General features: G+C 60.5%; 13 protein-coding genes and 2 riboswitches. Of the genes, 6 read left to right on the top strand and 7 right to left on the bottom strand.

The genetic code is table 11. From position 1 onward, the window contains the following. Positions 1-139 precede the first annotated feature (139 nt). A complete protein-coding gene (locus GRX64_RS11455) occupies positions 140-1,615 on the bottom strand; it encodes a cryptochrome/deoxyribodipyrimidine photo-lyase family protein (protein ID WP_166267292.1) in 1,476 nt (491 codons plus the stop codon). A gap of 385 nt (positions 1,616-2,000) precedes the next feature. Continuing rightward, positions 2,001-2,100: riboswitch (glycine riboswitch) on the top strand. Between the two features lie 164 nt (positions 2,101-2,264). Here GRX64_RS11455 and GRX64_RS11450 point away from each other — a divergent pair. After that, positions 2,265-3,521 carry a D-amino acid dehydrogenase gene (locus tag GRX64_RS11450; protein ID WP_166267290.1) on the top strand — a complete coding sequence of 419 codons (1,257 nt, stop codon included), beginning with the start codon at positions 2,265-2,267 and terminating at the stop codon, positions 3,519-3,521. A gap of 170 nt (positions 3,522-3,691) precedes the next feature. Here the strand turns inward: GRX64_RS11450 and fahA are convergent, their stop codons facing one another. The 3 genes from fahA to hppD form a co-directional block, all read right to left on the bottom strand. Further along, positions 3,692-4,993 (bottom strand): fumarylacetoacetase, encoded by a 1,302-nt coding sequence (gene fahA, locus GRX64_RS11445; protein ID WP_166267288.1) that lies wholly within the window; start codon positions 4,991-4,993, stop codon positions 3,692-3,694. Next, on the bottom strand, positions 4,990-6,303 hold the full coding sequence (gene hmgA / locus GRX64_RS11440) for a homogentisate 1,2-dioxygenase (RefSeq protein ID WP_166267286.1): 1,314 nt from the start codon (positions 6,301-6,303) through the stop codon (positions 4,990-4,992). Before hmgA ends, fahA begins: the two co-directional genes overlap by 4 nt. 68 nt (positions 6,304-6,371) lie before the next feature. Beyond that, entirely contained in the window at positions 6,372-7,451 is a 1,080-nt protein-coding gene (gene hppD / locus GRX64_RS11435; protein WP_166267284.1) for a 4-hydroxyphenylpyruvate dioxygenase, read from the bottom strand. A 494-nt stretch (positions 7,452-7,945) separates the two neighbouring features. Here hppD and nhaB point away from each other — a divergent pair, with 494 nt between their 5' ends. The 3 genes from nhaB (at position 7,946) to GRX64_RS11420 (ending at position 11,920) form a co-directional block, all read left to right on the top strand. Beyond that, entirely contained in the window at positions 7,946-9,451 is a 1,506-nt protein-coding gene (gene nhaB / locus GRX64_RS11430; protein WP_166267282.1) for a sodium/proton antiporter NhaB, read from the top strand. Positions 9,452-9,538: 87 nt separating this feature from the next. Next, positions 9,539-11,026, top strand: coding sequence for a SulP family inorganic anion transporter (locus GRX64_RS11425; protein WP_166267280.1), 1,488 nt, complete (start codon positions 9,539-9,541; stop codon positions 11,024-11,026). A gap of 42 nt (positions 11,027-11,068) precedes the next feature. Further along, on the top strand, positions 11,069-11,920 hold the full coding sequence (locus tag GRX64_RS11420) for a universal stress protein (protein WP_166267278.1): 852 nt from the start codon (positions 11,069-11,071) through the stop codon (positions 11,918-11,920). On the opposite strand, the gene GRX64_RS11415 is transcribed toward GRX64_RS11420, so the two are convergent. Together GRX64_RS11415 and GRX64_RS11410 are read right to left on the bottom strand one after the other, a co-directional pair. Next, positions 11,912-12,244 (bottom strand): hypothetical protein, encoded by a 333-nt coding sequence (locus GRX64_RS11415; RefSeq protein WP_207308783.1) that lies wholly within the window; start codon positions 12,242-12,244, stop codon positions 11,912-11,914. The genes GRX64_RS11420 and GRX64_RS11415 overlap by 9 nt on opposite strands. Continuing rightward, positions 12,241-13,152, bottom strand: a complete 912-nt coding sequence (locus GRX64_RS11410; protein ID WP_166267276.1) for an esterase/lipase family protein — start codon at positions 13,150-13,152, stop codon at positions 12,241-12,243. Before GRX64_RS11410 ends, GRX64_RS11415 begins: the two co-directional genes overlap by 4 nt. 242 nt (positions 13,153-13,394) lie before the next feature. On the opposite strand from GRX64_RS11410, the gene GRX64_RS11405 reads away from it, so the two are divergent. After that, entirely contained in the window at positions 13,395-14,240 is an 846-nt protein-coding gene (locus GRX64_RS11405; RefSeq protein WP_166267274.1) for a substrate-binding periplasmic protein, read from the top strand. A 306-nt stretch (positions 14,241-14,546) separates the two neighbouring features. Next, on the top strand, positions 14,547-15,386 hold the full coding sequence (locus GRX64_RS11400; RefSeq protein ID WP_166267272.1) for a substrate-binding periplasmic protein: 840 nt from the start codon (positions 14,547-14,549) through the stop codon (positions 15,384-15,386). On the opposite strand, the gene GRX64_RS11395 is transcribed toward GRX64_RS11400, so the two are convergent. Further along, a complete protein-coding gene (locus tag GRX64_RS11395) occupies positions 15,360-16,112 on the bottom strand; it encodes a DUF3047 domain-containing protein (protein ID WP_166267270.1) in 753 nt (250 codons plus the stop codon). The two genes, GRX64_RS11400 and GRX64_RS11395, sit on opposite strands and share 27 nt — an antisense overlap. A 116-nt stretch (positions 16,113-16,228) precedes the next feature. Then, positions 16,229-16,440: riboswitch (cobalamin riboswitch) on the top strand. Positions 16,441-16,488 lie beyond the last annotated feature (48 nt).

Below are 16,488 nucleotides of genomic sequence, written 5' to 3'. Positions count from 1 at the left end.
TAAGGATGATGGTGGCGATATTACCACCTACCAACTTTATTATGATTCCACAGCCACTGTGGGCCGCCTGGTCGGGCTCGGAATACGGCCGGCATCGGATCGGTGTCATTCCGGGCCCACAGTCATTCCAGGTCCACAGTCAGAGTAGGCCCATTTGCCGGTGCCCCGAGTCCTGCCGTCCTTTTTGTAAATCATTGACCCGGCGCTTAGCCACATTGGCCGTCACCCGATGGTCCACAATAGCGGCCGGGTAGGGTGCCAAGCCCATGGCCCGTGCTTTGTCGCTCAGGCAACGGGCGGTTTGGGACAGGTCGTGAACGGCCGAGCCGGGAAGGTCATCCAGTTCAGGCAGCCATCGACGCACGAATGCCCCTTCGGCGTCATGGTCCTGGCCCTGCTTGATGGGGTCATACACCATGAGGCCATCAAATGTGGAGGTTCCCGAGACAACCTGGTGAATCACATGATGAATCGCCGGGTCGTAGTCCAGAAACTGGGTCGCAAGGAATTGTGCGACTCTCGTGGTCGGCAGCCACAGGTTCATGGTCGCGAACGACACCAAAGTAGCCCGGAGCCGCATGTTGATCCACCCGGTGTCATGCAAGCACCGCATGCCGGCATCGATATAGGGGAAACCGGTTGTCCCGGACGTCCAGGCGTCATAAAACACCGCATTGAATTCGGCCTCGCGAACGCCGTTAAACTGCGCCAGCATGCACTCTGTTTCAAGCCGCGGATTGGTTTCAAACGCCTGAATGTATTGGCGGCGCCAGAGGAGCCGATCGAGAAAGAACCGGGCCCGCTTCTGAAGCGTCTGAAACTCGCTCTGATCAAGGCGTTGATGGCCGTCTGTGACAACCCGATCGACCGCTTGGAATACCTCCCGGTCGGAAACAATTCCATAAGCCAGATAGGCAGAGATTCGAGCGCAGCCCTCAAAGGCCGTGTTGGGACTCGATAACTGAAACGGGTACTGATGGATGTTCCGGACGGTAAAAAAGCGCTGCAGCATCTTTTCCGCTTGCCGTCTGCCACCTCTCAGGCGCAGCGGTTTATCGTCGCCCCGGGCAAGGGGAACCGACGCGGCAGCGCTGGCCGCCACAGGAGGTTCGGCAAAACGTTCGGTAAGGTCGGTACCACGCGGATCTTTCAGCTTTACCCGCACAGACGCCGCAAAATAATCCGGGAATGACAGGGCCTCTTGGGCACCACGCACGACCCCGTTGTGTCCGAATTCAACCAGCTCGATCCCGTTCTCGAGGCACCATTGGCGAACCTTCCGGTCTCTTGCATACTGGCTATTCTGCGTGGTTTCCCGGTGGGTGCAGATGCGCCGGATGGGTCGTGCCTGATGTATCCTGTCCAGCGTCTCGACCGCCTCACCGGTAACCTGCAGCAGTTGTCCGCCAACCCCCCGGAGCTCGGTATCAAGCGCCTGGAGCGTTTCCTGGACGAACCTCTGATGTTGCAGAGCGACGTCTGGCTGGTTGATAAGGCTCGGCTCGTGAATGTAGAGCGGAAGGACCGGACCAAACTGACGAAACTCTTTCATGCTTTGATAAAACGGCTCAGAGTCCTGAAGTCGCAAATTCCGCTTGAGCCAAAATATCTGCATTTAATGCACTTCCTGTTGACGATCATACGGCCAGAATCACAACCACTGAGGCGCGGTCGCCTTCTGGTCATGGCGTGAGCGGCTTCAAGCAACGTACCCGTGTTGCACGCCATCCAATTTAACAAGTGCTTAGGCGCGTTGATACACTGCGTCGGCCTCGATGGTCGCGAACCCAACTCAGCACCGGGTTGTCCCGCGTGAAGGCCGACACACCGCAGCGGTGAGAAAACCTGGTTGGAGCTTGTCCCACGGCTGACCGACGCCCATTATTTTCTGCCGCCCGGGATCTGAGACTTCAAACCTGTCGGCGTCAATGCAGGTACAGGTTTTGCGGAACTGAGTTATTTGCTATCGTGTGACACTGATCGCCAGTCATGGCAGATCAGACGTGTTAGCGGGAGAGACTGTGTCGCACAACTGTGTGACCGGCGCCGAAGGAGCAACTGCCCCGGAAACTCTCAGGCAAAAAGGACCGCTAACACGAAGACTTTCCGAAGAGTTGTCGACGACCGCGTCAGTCGGCACACCGAAGGAGCAAGCGGCTGGTTTCGTTGAAACGGCGCGTGAATCTCTCAGGTCCAGTGACGGAAGGGGTGCTTTCTACTATTGGTGTAGGAAGGGAACCCTGGACGCCCTCCTGGAGATTGTTATGAAGCGCATTGCAGTTATTGGCGGTGGCATCACCGGTATCACGACCGCATACACTCTGGCCAAGCGCGGCCTGAATGTCACCGTATACGAAAAGCACCGCTACGCGGCGATGGAAACCTCCTTCGCCAACGGTGGCCAGCTATCGGCCTCCAACGCCGAAGTCTGGAACAACTGGCAGACCGTGATCAAGGGCATGAAGTGGATGTTCCACCCGGATGCGCCGCTACTGGTCAACCCCAAGCCGTCCTGGCATAAGATGAGCTGGTTTGCCGAATTTATGGCCGCGATCCCCCAGTACGAGAGAAACACCACCGAAACCGCCCGTCTTGCCATTGCCGCCCGTGAACACCTGTTTGCCTGGGCGCAAGAAGAAGGCATCGATTTCGACCTCAAGAAGCAGGGCATCCTGCACATTTACCGTGACAAGGCCGGCTTCGACCACGCGGCCAATGTCTCGAAACTGCTGGCCGCCGGCGGCCTTGAGCGTCGAGCCGTCACCCCCGATGAAATGCGTGCGATCGAGCCCACGCTGGCCGGCAACTACTACGGTGGCTTCTTCACCGAGAGTGATTCGACCGGCGACATCCACAAATTCACCAACGGTCTGGCCGACGCCATCCAGCGCCTCGGGGTGAAAACCTGTTACGGCCACACGGTCACCGAACTCAGTGCGGATCAGAACAATGCCTGGGTCACGGCCTATGACGGCGAGCAGCAAAACCGTGACACCTTTGACGGCGTGGTGATCTGTGCCGGCGTGGGCAGCCGGGCACTGGCGGCGAAGCTGGGTGACCGGGTCAACATCTATCCGGTCAAAGGCTACTCTATTACGGTTGAGCTGGACGACGAGGCCTCGCAGCAAGCCGCGCCAACCGTCAGTCTGCTGGACGATGCCACCAAGCTCGTCACCAGCCGGCTGGGTGATGACCGGTTCCGGGTTGCGGGGACGGCTGAATTCAATGGCTACAACCGCAATATCCGCGATGACCGGATCAAGCCGCTTACCCGCTGGGTGGAAGAATGTTTCCCCGGAGTCAGCACCCGGCGCGTCGTCCCCTGGGCAGGGCTGCGTCCCATGCTGCCGAATATGATGCCGCGCGTGGGGCCGGGGCGTTTGCCCACGGTGTTCTACAACACCGGCCATGGCCATCTGGGCTGGACCCTGTCGGCGATAACCGCCGAGATGCTTGCCAATTCCGTCGCGACGGCCGTTGAGACGGGGGCGTCAGGCCAACCGGTGAGCGCTGCCCGATAGACGGTGATGGTGTCAGTCGCCCGGCCTCCCGGGTGACTGACACGCGACCCGCCGAATCCCATCTTTGGTGCCTTCTGGTGCCGGCACAACACGGTCCCCTGGCGACCAGGCTATACAGGCTAGATTGAGCGGACCGACCTGTCGGTCTGCCCTGCACCGACGGCGAACAGTTACCGCGCCGGTAGCACTAGCCCCCGACACTCACCCAAGCCAATGCTCGGGTAGCCCTCGCAGTAACAGCGGGCCCGCAGTATCACTTCATCACCGTCCAGTAAAAACGTTCGTTGTTCGCCGTTGGCAAGCGTCAGCGCCCGCTGCCCCCCCAGAGTGCTTTCCAGCAGGCTGCCGACGGCGTCGGGTTGGGCGCCCGACAAGGTGCCGGAACCGAACAGGTCCCCTGGTTGCAATCGACACCCACCCGCACTGTGATGGGCGATCAACTGCGCGATGGTCCAGTACATATTGAGGGTACTGCTGACAGCAAGGCGTTCGGGGGCCAGCCCGTGTGCGCGCATGGCCTGGGTTAACAGCAATACTTCGAGCCGGATATCCAGCGCCCCGGTGGCCTGGTCGGTTGCATCCAACAGGTAGGGCAAGGGCTGAGGATCGCCGTCCGGACGCGGTGGCTGGGCCCGGCGAAACGGCGCCAGCGCTTCCGCCGTGACTACCCAGGGGGATACGCTGGTGGCAAAGTTCTTGGCCAGAAACGGGCCCAATGGCTGGTATTCCCAGGCTTGCACGTCACGGGCCGACCAGTCATTCAACAAACACACACCGGCCATGTGCTGGCCCGCCTCGGCAATGGCAATCGGCTCGCCCATGACATTGCCGGGGCCAATCCAGACCCCGAGTTCGAGCTCATAGTCCAGGCGCTGGCAGGGGCCAAAAATGGGCCGGTCGTGGCCCGGCGGCAGGGTCTGGCCATGGGGCCGGCGCACCGGCGTGCCGGACACACACACCGTCGACGCCCGGCCGTGGTAGCCGACCGGCACGTACTTGTAATTGGGCAACAGGGGCTGGTCGGGGCGGAACAGGGCACCGACGTTGCGGGCATGGTGAATGCCCACATAAAAATCGGTGTAATCGCCGACGCGAGCGGGTAAGTGCAGGTCACAGTCCGCCCGGGGCACCAACAGCGTGTCGCCAAGGGCGGTCATCGCCGGCTGTTGCTCACTGCCCTGACGCAACAGGGTCTGCAGCGCCTGCCGTAAAGCCAGGCGTAACGGCGGCGGCAGCGCAAAGAAAGGATTCAGACACTCGCCACTGGCGGCCTCAGCGGCGATGGCTGCGTCGCCACGGAACAGACCCGCGCCCAGCGCAGTCGTTAAGTCCAGAATCCTGTCACCAATGGCAACGCCCCCACAGGGCTGCCCGCCGGGCCGGCTAAAGATCCCGAGCGGTAAATTCTGCAACGGAAAATCCGGGTGGCCGTTGGCCGAACCGACCCAACTGGTCAGCGACGGGTGAGTCATGATGCGGCTCCAGCGGGAGGGAACCGTTTGGCCAACCCGGCCCAGCAGTCGTCGTAATCGGTTTGCCGTTGGGGGCAATCGAGGGCATGGCGGCTGGCACGCAGCACCTGACCGGTCTCAAACATGAACGCCAGGGTGTGATCGATTTTTTGGGGCGCCAGGTCAGCGTGGGTGGCCAGTTCGGTCGTGGCCTGGTCGGGGCCATGGGCGCTCATGCAATTGTGCAGCGAGGCACCGCCCGGTAAAAAGCCGGCCGCTTTGGCATCGTATACCCCTTCGATCAGCCCCATGAATTCGTTCATCCGGTTGCGGTGGAACCACGGCGGGCGAAAGGTATTTTCCGCCACCAGCCAGCGTGGTGGGAAAATGACAAAGTCGAGGTTGGCCTGGCCCTCGACGTCACCGCCCGGCGACGTCAAGACGGTGAAAATCGATGGGTCGGGGTGGTCAAAGCTGACCGTGCCCAGGGTGTTAAACCGTCTCAGGTCGTACTTGTAAGGCACGTGGTTGCCATGCCAGGCCACCACGTCGAACGGCGAATGGTCCAGATCCGTAGCCCAGAGCTCGCCGAGAAATTTCTGCACCAGCAGGGTGGGCTGATCGCGGTCTTCAAACTCGGCAACCGGGGTGAGGAAGTCCCGCGGGTTGGCCAACCCATTGCTGCCGATGGGCCCCAGTTCCGGTAGTCGCAAAGATGCGCCATGATTTTCGCAGATATAGCCGCCGGCCACGGTATCGATCAGCGCCACCCGGAATTTAAGCCCCCGGGGCAGCACGGCGATCTCGCCGGGGGCGAGTTCCAGCACCCCAAGTTCGGTAACCATGCGCAGCCGGCCATGCTGCGGCACCACCAGCCATTCGCCGTCGGCGTTGAAAAACGCCCGGGTCATCCCGGTGTTGGCGCCGTAGAGGTAGACACTGACGCCGGCGGCCTGATCCGCGGCCGAGGTGGCAGCCAGGGTGACCAGGCCGTCGATAAAATCGGTCGGCTCGGGGGGGATGTCAAACGGGTGCCAGCGCAACCGGTTCGGGTCAATCGGGCCCAGTTCTCGGCCGGTGATCTGGCCGGGCAGCCGGCGGTAGGCCGGGTGGGCCGCGGACGGCCGGATCCGGTACAGCCAACTGCGCCGGCACTCGGCCCGTGGCACGGTAAACGCCGTGCCGGACAGTAATTCGGTGTACAGGCCGTAGGCATTTTGCTGCGGTGAATTTTGCCCCTCCGGCAAAGCGCCGGGCAGGGCTTCGGTGCTGAACTGGTTGCCGAACCCGGACTGGTAGTGCCGGAGTGTCGGTGATGGCTGTGAAGACATAATGGCCTCGTTGCGTAGGGACAGGACAAAGACTGCAAACCGATTCCGTGGGCTGCGGTGGCAGGACACTACTCCGCCTTCAGCACCCCGCGCCGGACCTGGTCGCGCTCGATGGATTCAAACAGGGCCTTGAAATTGCCCTCACCGAAGCCCTCGTCGCCCTTGCGTTGAATGAACTCAAAAAACACCGGGCCCAACAGCGCCTCCGAAAAAATCTGCAGCAGCAACCGACACTCGCCATCGTCGGACGCGCTGCCGTCGAGCAGGATGCCACGGGTCTGCAGCTCCGGAATGGACTGGCCGTGTCCGGGCAGGCGCTCGTCCAGAATTTCGTAATAGGTCGCTGGCGGGGGCGTCATGAAGCGCATGCCCAGTGCCTTCAGGGCATCCCAGGTGGCGACCAGATTGTCGGACAGGAAAGCCACGTGCTGCACGCCCTCGCCGTTGAACTGCATCAGGAATTCCTCAATCTGGCCGGCGCCCTTGGAGGACTCTTCGTTCAGCGGGATGCGAATCATGCCGTCCGGCGCGCTCATGGCTTTGGAGGTCAGGCCGGTGTATTCGCCCTTGATATCGAAATAGCGGAACTCCCGGAAGTTGAACAGCTTCTCGTAGAAGCCTGCCCAGTACGCCATCCGGCCGCGATACACATTGTGGGTCAGGTGATCAATGCGTTTCAGGCCCGTGCCTTTAGGGTGGCGGTCGACGCCGTCCAGAAAGGTGAAGTCGATGTCGTAGATTGAAGAGCCTTCGCCGTAGCGGTCGATCAGGTACAGCGGTGCGCCGCCGATGCCCTTGATCGCCGGCAGCCGCAACTCCATTGGCCCGGCCGGAATGTCCACCGGCTGGGCACCCAGCTCCAGGGCGCGGGCATAGGCGCGATGAGCGTTTTCCACCCGAAAGGCGATGCCACACACCGAAGGCCCGTGTTCGGCGGCAAAATACGACACCACGCTCCTGGGCTCGTTATTGAGAATCAGGTTGATGTCGCCTTGGCGGTACAGCGTCACGTTCTTGGAGCGATGCACGGCGACCTTGGTGAACCCCATCATGGCGAAGACGGGTTCCAGGGTGTTGGGGGTTGGTGAGGCAAACTCGATAAACTCAAAGCCCCTCAGGCCCATGGGGTTTTCAAACAGATCGGCCATTGTCAGTCTCCTTGGTTGGGCAAGCCGCCACACCGTCAGCGGCAGACACGACACCCTCAGTGCAGTCACCCTCAGTGCACGACACCACCCGCCTCAGTGGCAGCAACAGGACTCATCCCCGGGCATGAGGTGGAGCTCAGGAAACGCCACGGACACTGGGGGCCAGAAAGAAACCGATGATCAGTGGAACGCCCTGGGTGTTCATGACGATATCCTGATTGTGCGGGTTATGCCCCGGGGTTCAGCGCACGGCACACGCCGGGCAAGGCGCTCCCCGGCGCCACCGGCTCGTCCCTGATACTTTCAGGATAGCAGTAAATAGCGAGCGCTGAACGGCGTCGCGAGTGGCACTGAAGTCACCCTAAATTGGTACAATATTCATACAACTTAGGGGTGTCCCCGGTCACATCTAAAACCTGAACCTGTTATAATCCGCCGCGTTTTTCATCGCCCACAGTCGGTTACTCGCCTCTTTGTAGAATTAAGACATCACTATGCCTGCCACGATTATCGGCGGTTTTACCGCGAATTTTCTGGGGAACTCTCCCACCTGGTACAAGCAAGTCATTCTGCTGTTCCTGTTTGCCAATCCGCTGATGTTGTGGCTGTTTGGTCCGGTTTTTACCGGCTGGCTGCTGGTGGCCGAGTTTATTTTCACTCTGGCCATGGCGCTCAAGTGTTACCCGTTGCTGCCCGGTGGCCTGCTGGCGGTGGAAGCGATGTTGATCGGCATGACCACGCCGGACGCGGTGTACCTGGAAGTGCTGACTAACCTGCCGGTGATCATGCTGCTGATGTTCATGGTGGCGGGCATCTATTTCATGAAAGACCTGCTGCTGGTGACCTTCACCCAGATCCTGGTCGGTGTGCGGTCAAAATCGGCCTTGTCCCTGCTGTTCTGCCTGGCGGCCGCGATTCTGTCGGCTTTCCTTGATGCGTTGACGGTGACGGCGGTGATCATCAGCGTGGCGGTGGGGTTTTACTCGGTGTACCACAAAGTGGCGTCAGGTAAGGGCTATCACCACGATGATCACAACCCGGGCAGTGACGATGGCGTCATCGAGTTGCACCGCGAAGACCTGGTGAACTTCCAGGGCTTTTTGCGCAGCCTGTTGATGCACGGTGCTATCGGTACCGCCCTGGGTGGCGTGGCCACCATGGTGGGCGAACCGCAGAACCTGCTGATTGCCAAGGTGGTTGGCTGGGATTTTGCCACCTTCTTCACCACCATGGCGCCGGTCAGTTTGCCGGTGCTGGTGGCGGGGCTGTGCACCTGTTGGCTGTTGGAAAAACTACGCTGGTTCGGTTACGGCACCCGTCTGCCCAAACCCGTGCGCCAGGTGCTGGAACAGTTTGCGGAAAACGAACGCACCCGGCGGTCGAAGTCCGACAAGGCGGCTTTGTGGGTCCAGGCCATTGCCGCCTGCATTCTGGTGGCCGGTCTGGCGTTTCACATTGCCGAAGTGGGCCTGATTGGCCTGTTGGTGATCATCCTGATTACCTCGTTCACGGGTATCACGGACGAGCACCAGATCGGTAAGGCGTTCCAGGAAGCGTTGCCGTTTACGTCCTTGCTGGTGGTGTTTTTTGCCATAGTGGCCGTGATCCACGACCAGCACCTGTTCACCCCGATCATCGACTACGTGCTCAGCCTGCCGACGGAGCAGCAGCCCGGCATGTTCTTCATTGCCAATGGCCTGCTCTCGATGATCAGTGACAATGTGTTTGTGGCAACGGTGTACATCAGCGAAATCAAACAATCCCTGGATGCCGGCAACATTACCCCGGCGCACTTTGAGCGTCTGGCGGTGGCGATCAACACCGGCACCAACCTGCCCAGCGTCGCCACGCCGAACGGCCAGGCGGCGTTTCTGTTCCTGCTGACCTCCGCCATCGCGCCATTGGTGCGCCTGTCGTATGGCCGCATGGTGATCATGGCACTGCCCTACACCCTGGTGATGGGGTCTGTCGGCCTGCTCAGCGTCATCAATTTCATCTGATACTCCCGGCGCCGGTCCGAGGCTCACCGATCGGTGAGGCCTTGGGCCTGCCGGTTCAATTGGTTCACAGTTAACCCGGAAGTCTGAATGCTTAATACGTTAAAAAATACCTGGCTATCCAATGTTCGCGGCGACGTGCTCGCGGGCATTGTGGTGGCGCTGGCGCTGATCCCCGAAGCCATTGCCTTTTCCATCATCGCCGGAGTCGACCCCAAAGTGGGGCTGTACGCCTCGTTCTGCATCGCGGTGGTGATTGCGTTCGTGGGCGGCCGCCCCGGCATGATCTCCGCGGCCACCGGCGCCATGGCCTTGCTGATGGTGACCCTGGTCAAAGAGCACGGCCTAGAGTACCTGTTGGCCGCCACCTTGCTGACCGGTCTGTTGCAGATCGGCGCCGGTTACCTGAAGCTTGGCAGCCTGATGCGATTTGTCTCGCGCTCCGTGGTCACCGGCTTCGTCAACGCGCTGGCGATCCTGATTTTCATGGCCCAGTTGCCGGAGCTGACTGGCGTCACCTGGCACGTATACGCCATGACGGCGGCCGGCCTCGGCATTATCTACCTGTTTCCGTTGGTGCCGGTGGTGGGGCGGTTGTTGCCATCGCCGCTGATCTGCATCGTCTTGCTGACGGTCGTAGCCATGGTGCTCAACCTGGACATTCGCACCGTGGGCGACATGGGCGAATTGCCGGATACCTTGCCAATCTTTCTGTGGCCGGATGTGCCGCTGACGCTTGAAACCCTGATGATTATTTTGCCCTATTCGGTGGCGCTGGCCGTTGTTGGCCTGTTGGAATCGATGATGACGGCGACCATCGTTGACGACCTGACCGACACCACCAGTGATCGTAACCGGGAATGCCGGGGCCAGGGCATCGCCAACATCGGCGCGGGCATGCTCGGGGGTATGGCCGGCTGCGCCATGATTGGCCAGTCGATCATCAACATCAAATCCGGCGGCCGTACCCGGTTATCGACGCTGACGGCGGGTTCCTTCCTGTTGGTCATGGTGCTGGTGCTGGACCAGTGGCTGGTGCAGATTCCGATGGCGGCGCTGGTGGCGGTGATGATCATGGTATCGATCGGTACCTTCAGCTGGGACTCGATCCGAAATCTGAAAGACCACCCGCTGTCCAGCAACATCGTGATGGTGGTGACCGTCGTGGTTGTGGTCGCAACCCACAACCTCGCGTTTGGTGTGTTGGCGGGGGTATTGTTGGCGGCCCTGTTCTTTGCCAACAAAATCGGGCACTTTATGCTGGTGACCTCGGCCCTGGACGAGCAAACCGGTACCCGGACCTATACGGTGGTCGGGCAGGTATTTTTCAGCTCGTCGGAGAAGTTCACCGCGTCCTTCGACTTCCGCGAAGCCGTCGACCGCGTGGTGATCGATCTAAGCCGGGCGCATTTCTGGGACATTACCGCCGTCGCCGCCCTGGACAAGGTTGTGATGAAGTTCCGGCGTGACGGTGCCGACGTGGAGGTTATTGGCCTTAACGAAGCCAGTGCCACCATCGTCGATCGCTTCGCCGTGCACGACAAACCGGATGCGGTCGACCAGTTGATGGGCCACTAACATGACGCGAACAAGCACAATAACCGCGCAAAAGGGGACTTCATGACACACATCGTGGGCTGTATCGATGGTTCCAGGGCAACCGCCGCCGTTTGTGACTATGCGGCCTGGGCCGGGCTGCGGATGGACGCGCCGCTGATGTTGTTTCATGTGCTCGACCACAGCCGCTATCCGGTTGAACCGGATCTGGTGGGCAGCATTGGTCTGGGCAGCCGCGAGCATTTGATGGAAGAGCTGGCGGAACTGGATGAAAAGCGCAGCAAGCTGGCGCTGGAGCAGGGTCACCATTTGCTGCAGGCAGCCGAAGACCGGGTGCGGGAACGGGGCATCGAGAACGTTCGCCAGCGTCAACGCCATGGCGACCTGACCGAGTCCCTGCTGGCAATCGAGCAGGACACCCAGTTACTGGTGATGGGCCTGCACGGCGAAAGCAGCTCCGACCGGGATGTCCATATGGGCTCCCAGCTCGAAACCGTAATTCGCAGCCTGCACCGGGCCATCATGCTGGTGCCGGACGACTACCAGGCGCCGCGCAGTGCTATGCTGGCCTTTGACGGCAGCCCAACCGCGTTCAAGGGCGTCGAATTACTGGCCAACAGCCCGGTGTTCAAGGATTTCCCGCTTCACCTGGTGATGATCGGTGCGGACACCGCCGATCGCTGGGAGCCGCTCAAGCAGGCTGAAAAAATGCTGGCGGCCAGTGGCTGCGACACCCACCTCGCGATACGCGCCGGTGACGTGGAGAAAGCCCTGCATGGCTACCAGGAAGAGAACGACATCGATCTGCTGGTCATGGGGGCCTATGGCCACTCCAGAATCCGGCAGTTTCTGGTGGGCAGTACCACCACCAACATGCTGAAAACCGCGACCAAGCCGCTGGTGATTTTACGCTGAGTCGCGCTGTCGGCTAACGGCATCCGGGTCGTGCGGAGACCGGGCGAGCGATTGCGCGGCCGCGGCTGCCATGGCCACGGCACCGTAACTCAGTCTCGACAGTCCGTGGTGAATGGCGCGCACCGGTTCGCTGACCGGCCGGGTGACCGGAATCCGGGCCAGGAGGTTGAAGCTCTCGTCCGCGATGGACAGGTGCACCCGCTGAATCATGCCTGCCCCGGCGATCACGCCGGCGGCGGACAGATCGGCAATCCCCAGCCACCATTGCTTTGATGTCGCTTTCTTTTTCTCTGTCTCTGTCTTCGCTCTTGCCACGGGCGTCATGCCAGCCACTCCTTTAATTGCTGCAAAACCTGGGGGTGATGGGTCAGGCGAATGTGGTCGACGCCCGGGAAATTGGCGGTACCCGTCAACTGCCAGCCCGGTTGCTGGTCGCCTTGGGCGCTGGACTCATGCACCAGGGCGTCGCCAAACAAGGTGTTGATTGGGTGGCTTTTACGGCGGGACAGCAACCCTGAAATGGCAAAGTGCCGGGCAGTGGCCAGCAACGGAGGGCAATCGGACGCCGCTTCCACCACCTCGCCCCGGCTCAGATTCCGAATACCGGCACTGCGCCCATCGATGACATCGCCCACCACCCGCAGATAGTCCCGCGGCATACGGTGCATCAGATCGGCAGCGCCCTGGGCGGCTTTTGCCAACCAGGAACCGTCATGGGGCGAACCCAGATAGACGCAACTGTCCACCAGGGTCGGCCAGCGCAGGCCATTGAGCGCACCGGCCTGGCAGGCGCTGCGAATCAGCAGCCCGCCCATGCTGTGGCCCAGCAGGATCAAACGCTCCACCGGCGCCGGCCAGTGTTCAATCAGCGATTCCAGCACCTGCGCCAGCTCCGCGCCGTTGTGGAACACCGCCCGACCGGAGTTGTAACGCAGGCACAGCGCCGACGCCTCAAGGGAGTCTGCAAGCAGGGAACCGTAATGAACGCCTGGCCGGTCAGGGAAGTCCCAGATGGTCTCCAGTTCGGTCAGGCCATGAACCATCACAATCAGCGTGCGCTTGGGGTATTCGACCACCGGCCGAGCGGTATCCAATGCCTGACCGTTGTGGAACAGGGTCTGTTCAATGGCCAGCGGGTTGGCGTGGCTTTCAAGCCAGTCGCCGAAAAAACCATTCACGATGGCCGAAGTACGGTTCTGCCAACGGGCGGGGTGTTTGGAAGCAGAATTCATTGAGCTGACCTCACGGGTTGAGTCTCCAGTCTAGGCCGAATCCGCCCTCAGGCATTGGCTGGGCGGTATTTTTTAGCGGTCGATCAAACCAATCCTGTTACCGCTGTCCCTGATTACTTTGATTAACAGGCTTCTGTGTCGGTACGGCCCTTAAACAGTGCATTGAGACGGCATTCTGGTAACCTTATAAACGGCCCTGGTTTTGTAGATGCATTGGCCAATACCAACAAAGGTTTGACGATATGGCGATACGGTTGTGTGCCTGGCAACGCGGGTTTGGTGTGATTGTCCTCGTATTGGTCACCCTGCTATCGGCATCGGCATCGGCATCGGCATCGGCATCGGCAGACGACAGCAGACCAGTGTTAAAAATTGGGTATGCCGAATTTCCGCCCCTGGAGTATCTCGACGACAATGGCCAGCCAGCCGGGACGTTTATCGAACTGACCCGGCAGGTCGCGCAAGCGGCCGGTTTTGAGGTCGAGTTTATGTACCTGCCCATCAGCCGTGCGTACCTCTACATCAAAAACGGCAACATCGATGTGTTTCCGGCCCTGACCAATATACCGGCGCTCAAAGGCGCCGTTCTTGAAAGCGTGTCCCACCCCCTGGAAATACAGTTAAGCGCCTGGTATCTCGAAGGTACCCCGCCGATTGAGCAGTTTGACGATTTCCAGAACCATACCCTGATTTTGATTACCGGATACACCTACGCAGGGCTGGCGGCATTTCTGCACAGCTATGAGGGCGTGACCATCGCGGAAGCGCCAAGCCACAAAGCGGCCTTGGACATGCTAGTGCGACAGCGCGGGCAGTATTTGCTGGATTACCGACATCCGGTGCAGGATCTGATTGACCAATACCCAAACCACAGCCTCCAGGCGTCACCGGTTCGTATCCGCGAAGGCGCCTGGCTGTTTTCCGGCGCTCGCCCCGACGCGGCCGCGATTCGAGACGCCTTTGATACCGCGTATCGTCGACTGTCCGACCAAAATCAGATATCCACCGTGCAAGAACCCTCTGTTTTCCGCATGATCCCAGGCTACCCGACCCGGGAGCAATTGGACCCCTCGCCGAGCTCTCCCTAGAAGACCGCCGTTTTATTGACTCATCGCGGATTCACGTGAAAGCACGGATATTGCACGCGATCACCGACAAGGCGGTTCGCCAATGTCGCCGACGCTTCGGCTTCGGAGGGCCCTGACGCTCAACCGGGCAGTCCCAGGTCCTGTTCCGAAGTGAAAGCGTCGGCGGCCACGTCCCGATTGACCGCAGGGGTTGGCCTTCCGCTGGGCATCGCCGTGTTAACCGGGACAGCGCCACGAACTTTTTTTGGCTAAACTGGCAACACCAAGCCAAACTTATACGATATCCCTCAAGAGGTGCACCCCCCCTTGGAGCGCTGGAATCTGCCTCGCCTGTTGGTTGTCACGTTGCTGCTGATTATAACGGCAGGACCAGCCTTTGGTGACAAGGCCACTGAGGTCGACAAGGTCAATAACGAGGCCGATAAACCCGTTTTGCGAACCGGCTTTGTGGAATTTCCGCCGTTCAAGTATGCGGACGACAATGGCAATGCCTCCGGGCCATGGGTTGAAATGACCGAGCGGGTGGCGGCGGAGGCAGGCTATCGGATTGAATGGGTGCACCTGCCCATTGCCCGGGTGTATTTATACCTCGCCCGTGGTGATATTGACCTGTGGCCGGGGGTATCCGGTATTCCGGAGTTGGCAGGCCAGGTGGTGGAGAGCGAATCCACCCCGATGCGCATTCGCCTGTACGCCTACCATAAACCGGGCATGGCACCGATCGCCAGCCCTGCCGGGCTGGCGGGCAAACGCCTGATCCTGATCAATGGTTTCAGCTACCTGGGTGCGTTAAACGGCCTGGACCTTGAGGCTGAGACCATTGCACTGGCACCCACGCACGAAGCCGCCCTGTCCATGCTGCAACTCGACCGGGGCGATTATCTGATTGACTACGATGAGCCCGTGGAAGCGGTGAAACCACACTTCCCCGACGTCATGCTCAAGCGCTGCCAGATTCACGAGGTGCGAGGGGCGTTTGTGGCGCCCAGGCAGGTACCGGAATCGGTCGCACGCATCAAGGCGTTCGATCGCGCCTATGCCCGCCTGTTGCAGCAAGGCCAATTGCAGGCGTTGCAAGACCGCTCATCCGGCCCGGCCGAACCCGCGTCACCCACACCCTCACTGTTCGGCGCTTGCTCGCGGTAGCAGCTGAACATCGCCATACCATGCCATGGCCGATTCACCGGTGTTGTCCGAATCCGACATAATGCCGACGCCGACGATGGCCGGTGGCGCCTCACCAAACGCCCGGGTGTAGTCCGCCACGATGTCCCGGCGCACCGTCACCCATTGACCGACCTGAGCCGGGCCGGAGTTGACCGCGATCATCTGGGTCTTGTCCGTGAACGGGTTGGGCACCAGGGACTCAACCGGCAACTTACTGGCCCAGATATAGTTCAACGCGTTGCCCGGCAGCGCTTCGCCCATCAGGGCCTTGATCGCTTGGCGCTTGGCGCGCTCAAAAAAACTGGCCTTGTCCGGTTCAAACGCGAACGCCACATAAATGCGGGCCGGGTAATCGTCCCCAGCCTTCTTGCGGGCATCGCCGGCGTTGTAAATCTTACTGACCTTCCAGCGCCACTGCAGGATGGGGTGCTCCCGCGGATCCACCGTGACCCGGGCGATCAGCCCCGAGGCACTTTGGGCGGTGGTGGCTTTCACCACCTGAACACCGTCGTCCCGGACCAGCTCATACTGGCTGTGCCGCCCGATATTCGGAAATTCCAAAGGCTCCCAGCCGGCGTGCAAGGTATCGATTCGGGAGAACTGGGGCACCGGACCGTCGGTATCCGCCCAGCCGTGGCTGAACGGAGCAAGCACAAGCAGCAGGACCAGCGCTGACCGCGTCGGCCATGAGATGGGTGTGAGCATGATGGTCCCCGATTAGTGGCTTTATTATCCGATGCGAATGCTTGGCCAAAGTTCCTTGTGGTCGGCCCTGGCAGCCTATATAGTGTCAAAATCCTTGGTTTGATACCACATGTAGTTATTTGGTGTGCCCCCGTGGCACTCGTTTTACGACATGACGGTATCGGGAATCCGGTGAAAATCCGGAACTGACGCGCAGCGGTATTGGAGAACGAGCGTAGCACGAAGACACTGGCCACCGCCGGGAAGTCGTTACGCAAGGCCCGGGTTTTGCCTGCCAGCACAACCCACGCTCCTGAGTCCGAAGACCTGCCAGGGAGGTGGTGTTCCGAGCATCGGAACAACCGCAACTGCACCTTCGCGACACAGGCGTCCACGG

The sequence above is a fragment of the Marinobacter caseinilyticus genome, assembly GCF_011074955.1.
Taxonomy (GTDB): Bacteria; Pseudomonadota; Gammaproteobacteria; order Pseudomonadales; family Oleiphilaceae; genus Marinobacter; species Marinobacter caseinilyticus.
Note: the sequence above shows the minus strand (reverse complement) of the source record. Positions and strands in the feature narration are given on the sequence as shown.

Bases quoted from the DNA above. Each gene is read 5' to 3' on its own strand.
- GRX64_RS11455 (WP_166267292.1), bottom strand. From the start codon at position 1,615: ATGCAGATATTTTGGCTCAAGCGGAATTTGCGACTTCAGGACTCTGAG.
- GRX64_RS11450 (WP_166267290.1), top strand. From the start codon at position 2,265: ATGAAGCGCATTGCAGTTATTGGCGGTGGCATCACCGGTATCACGACC.
- fahA (WP_166267288.1), bottom strand. From the start codon at position 4,993: ATGACTCACCCGTCGCTGACCAGTTGGGTCGGTTCGGCCAACGGCCAC.
- hmgA (WP_166267286.1), bottom strand. From the start codon at position 6,303: ATGTCTTCACAGCCATCACCGACACTCCGGCACTACCAGTCCGGGTTC.
- hppD (WP_166267284.1), bottom strand. From the start codon at position 7,451: ATGGCCGATCTGTTTGAAAACCCCATGGGCCTGAGGGGCTTTGAGTTT.
- nhaB (WP_166267282.1), top strand. From the start codon at position 7,946: ATGCCTGCCACGATTATCGGCGGTTTTACCGCGAATTTTCTGGGGAAC.
- GRX64_RS11425 (WP_166267280.1), top strand. From the start codon at position 9,539: ATGCTTAATACGTTAAAAAATACCTGGCTATCCAATGTTCGCGGCGAC.
- GRX64_RS11420 (WP_166267278.1), top strand. From the start codon at position 11,069: ATGACACACATCGTGGGCTGTATCGATGGTTCCAGGGCAACCGCCGCC.
- GRX64_RS11415 (WP_207308783.1), bottom strand. From the start codon at position 12,244: ATGACGCCCGTGGCAAGAGCGAAGACAGAGACAGAGAAAAAGAAAGCG.
- GRX64_RS11410 (WP_166267276.1), bottom strand. From the start codon at position 13,152: ATGAATTCTGCTTCCAAACACCCCGCCCGTTGGCAGAACCGTACTTCG.
- GRX64_RS11405 (WP_166267274.1), top strand. From the start codon at position 13,395: ATGGCGATACGGTTGTGTGCCTGGCAACGCGGGTTTGGTGTGATTGTC.
- GRX64_RS11395 (WP_166267270.1), bottom strand. From the start codon at position 16,112: ATGCTCACACCCATCTCATGGCCGACGCGGTCAGCGCTGGTCCTGCTG.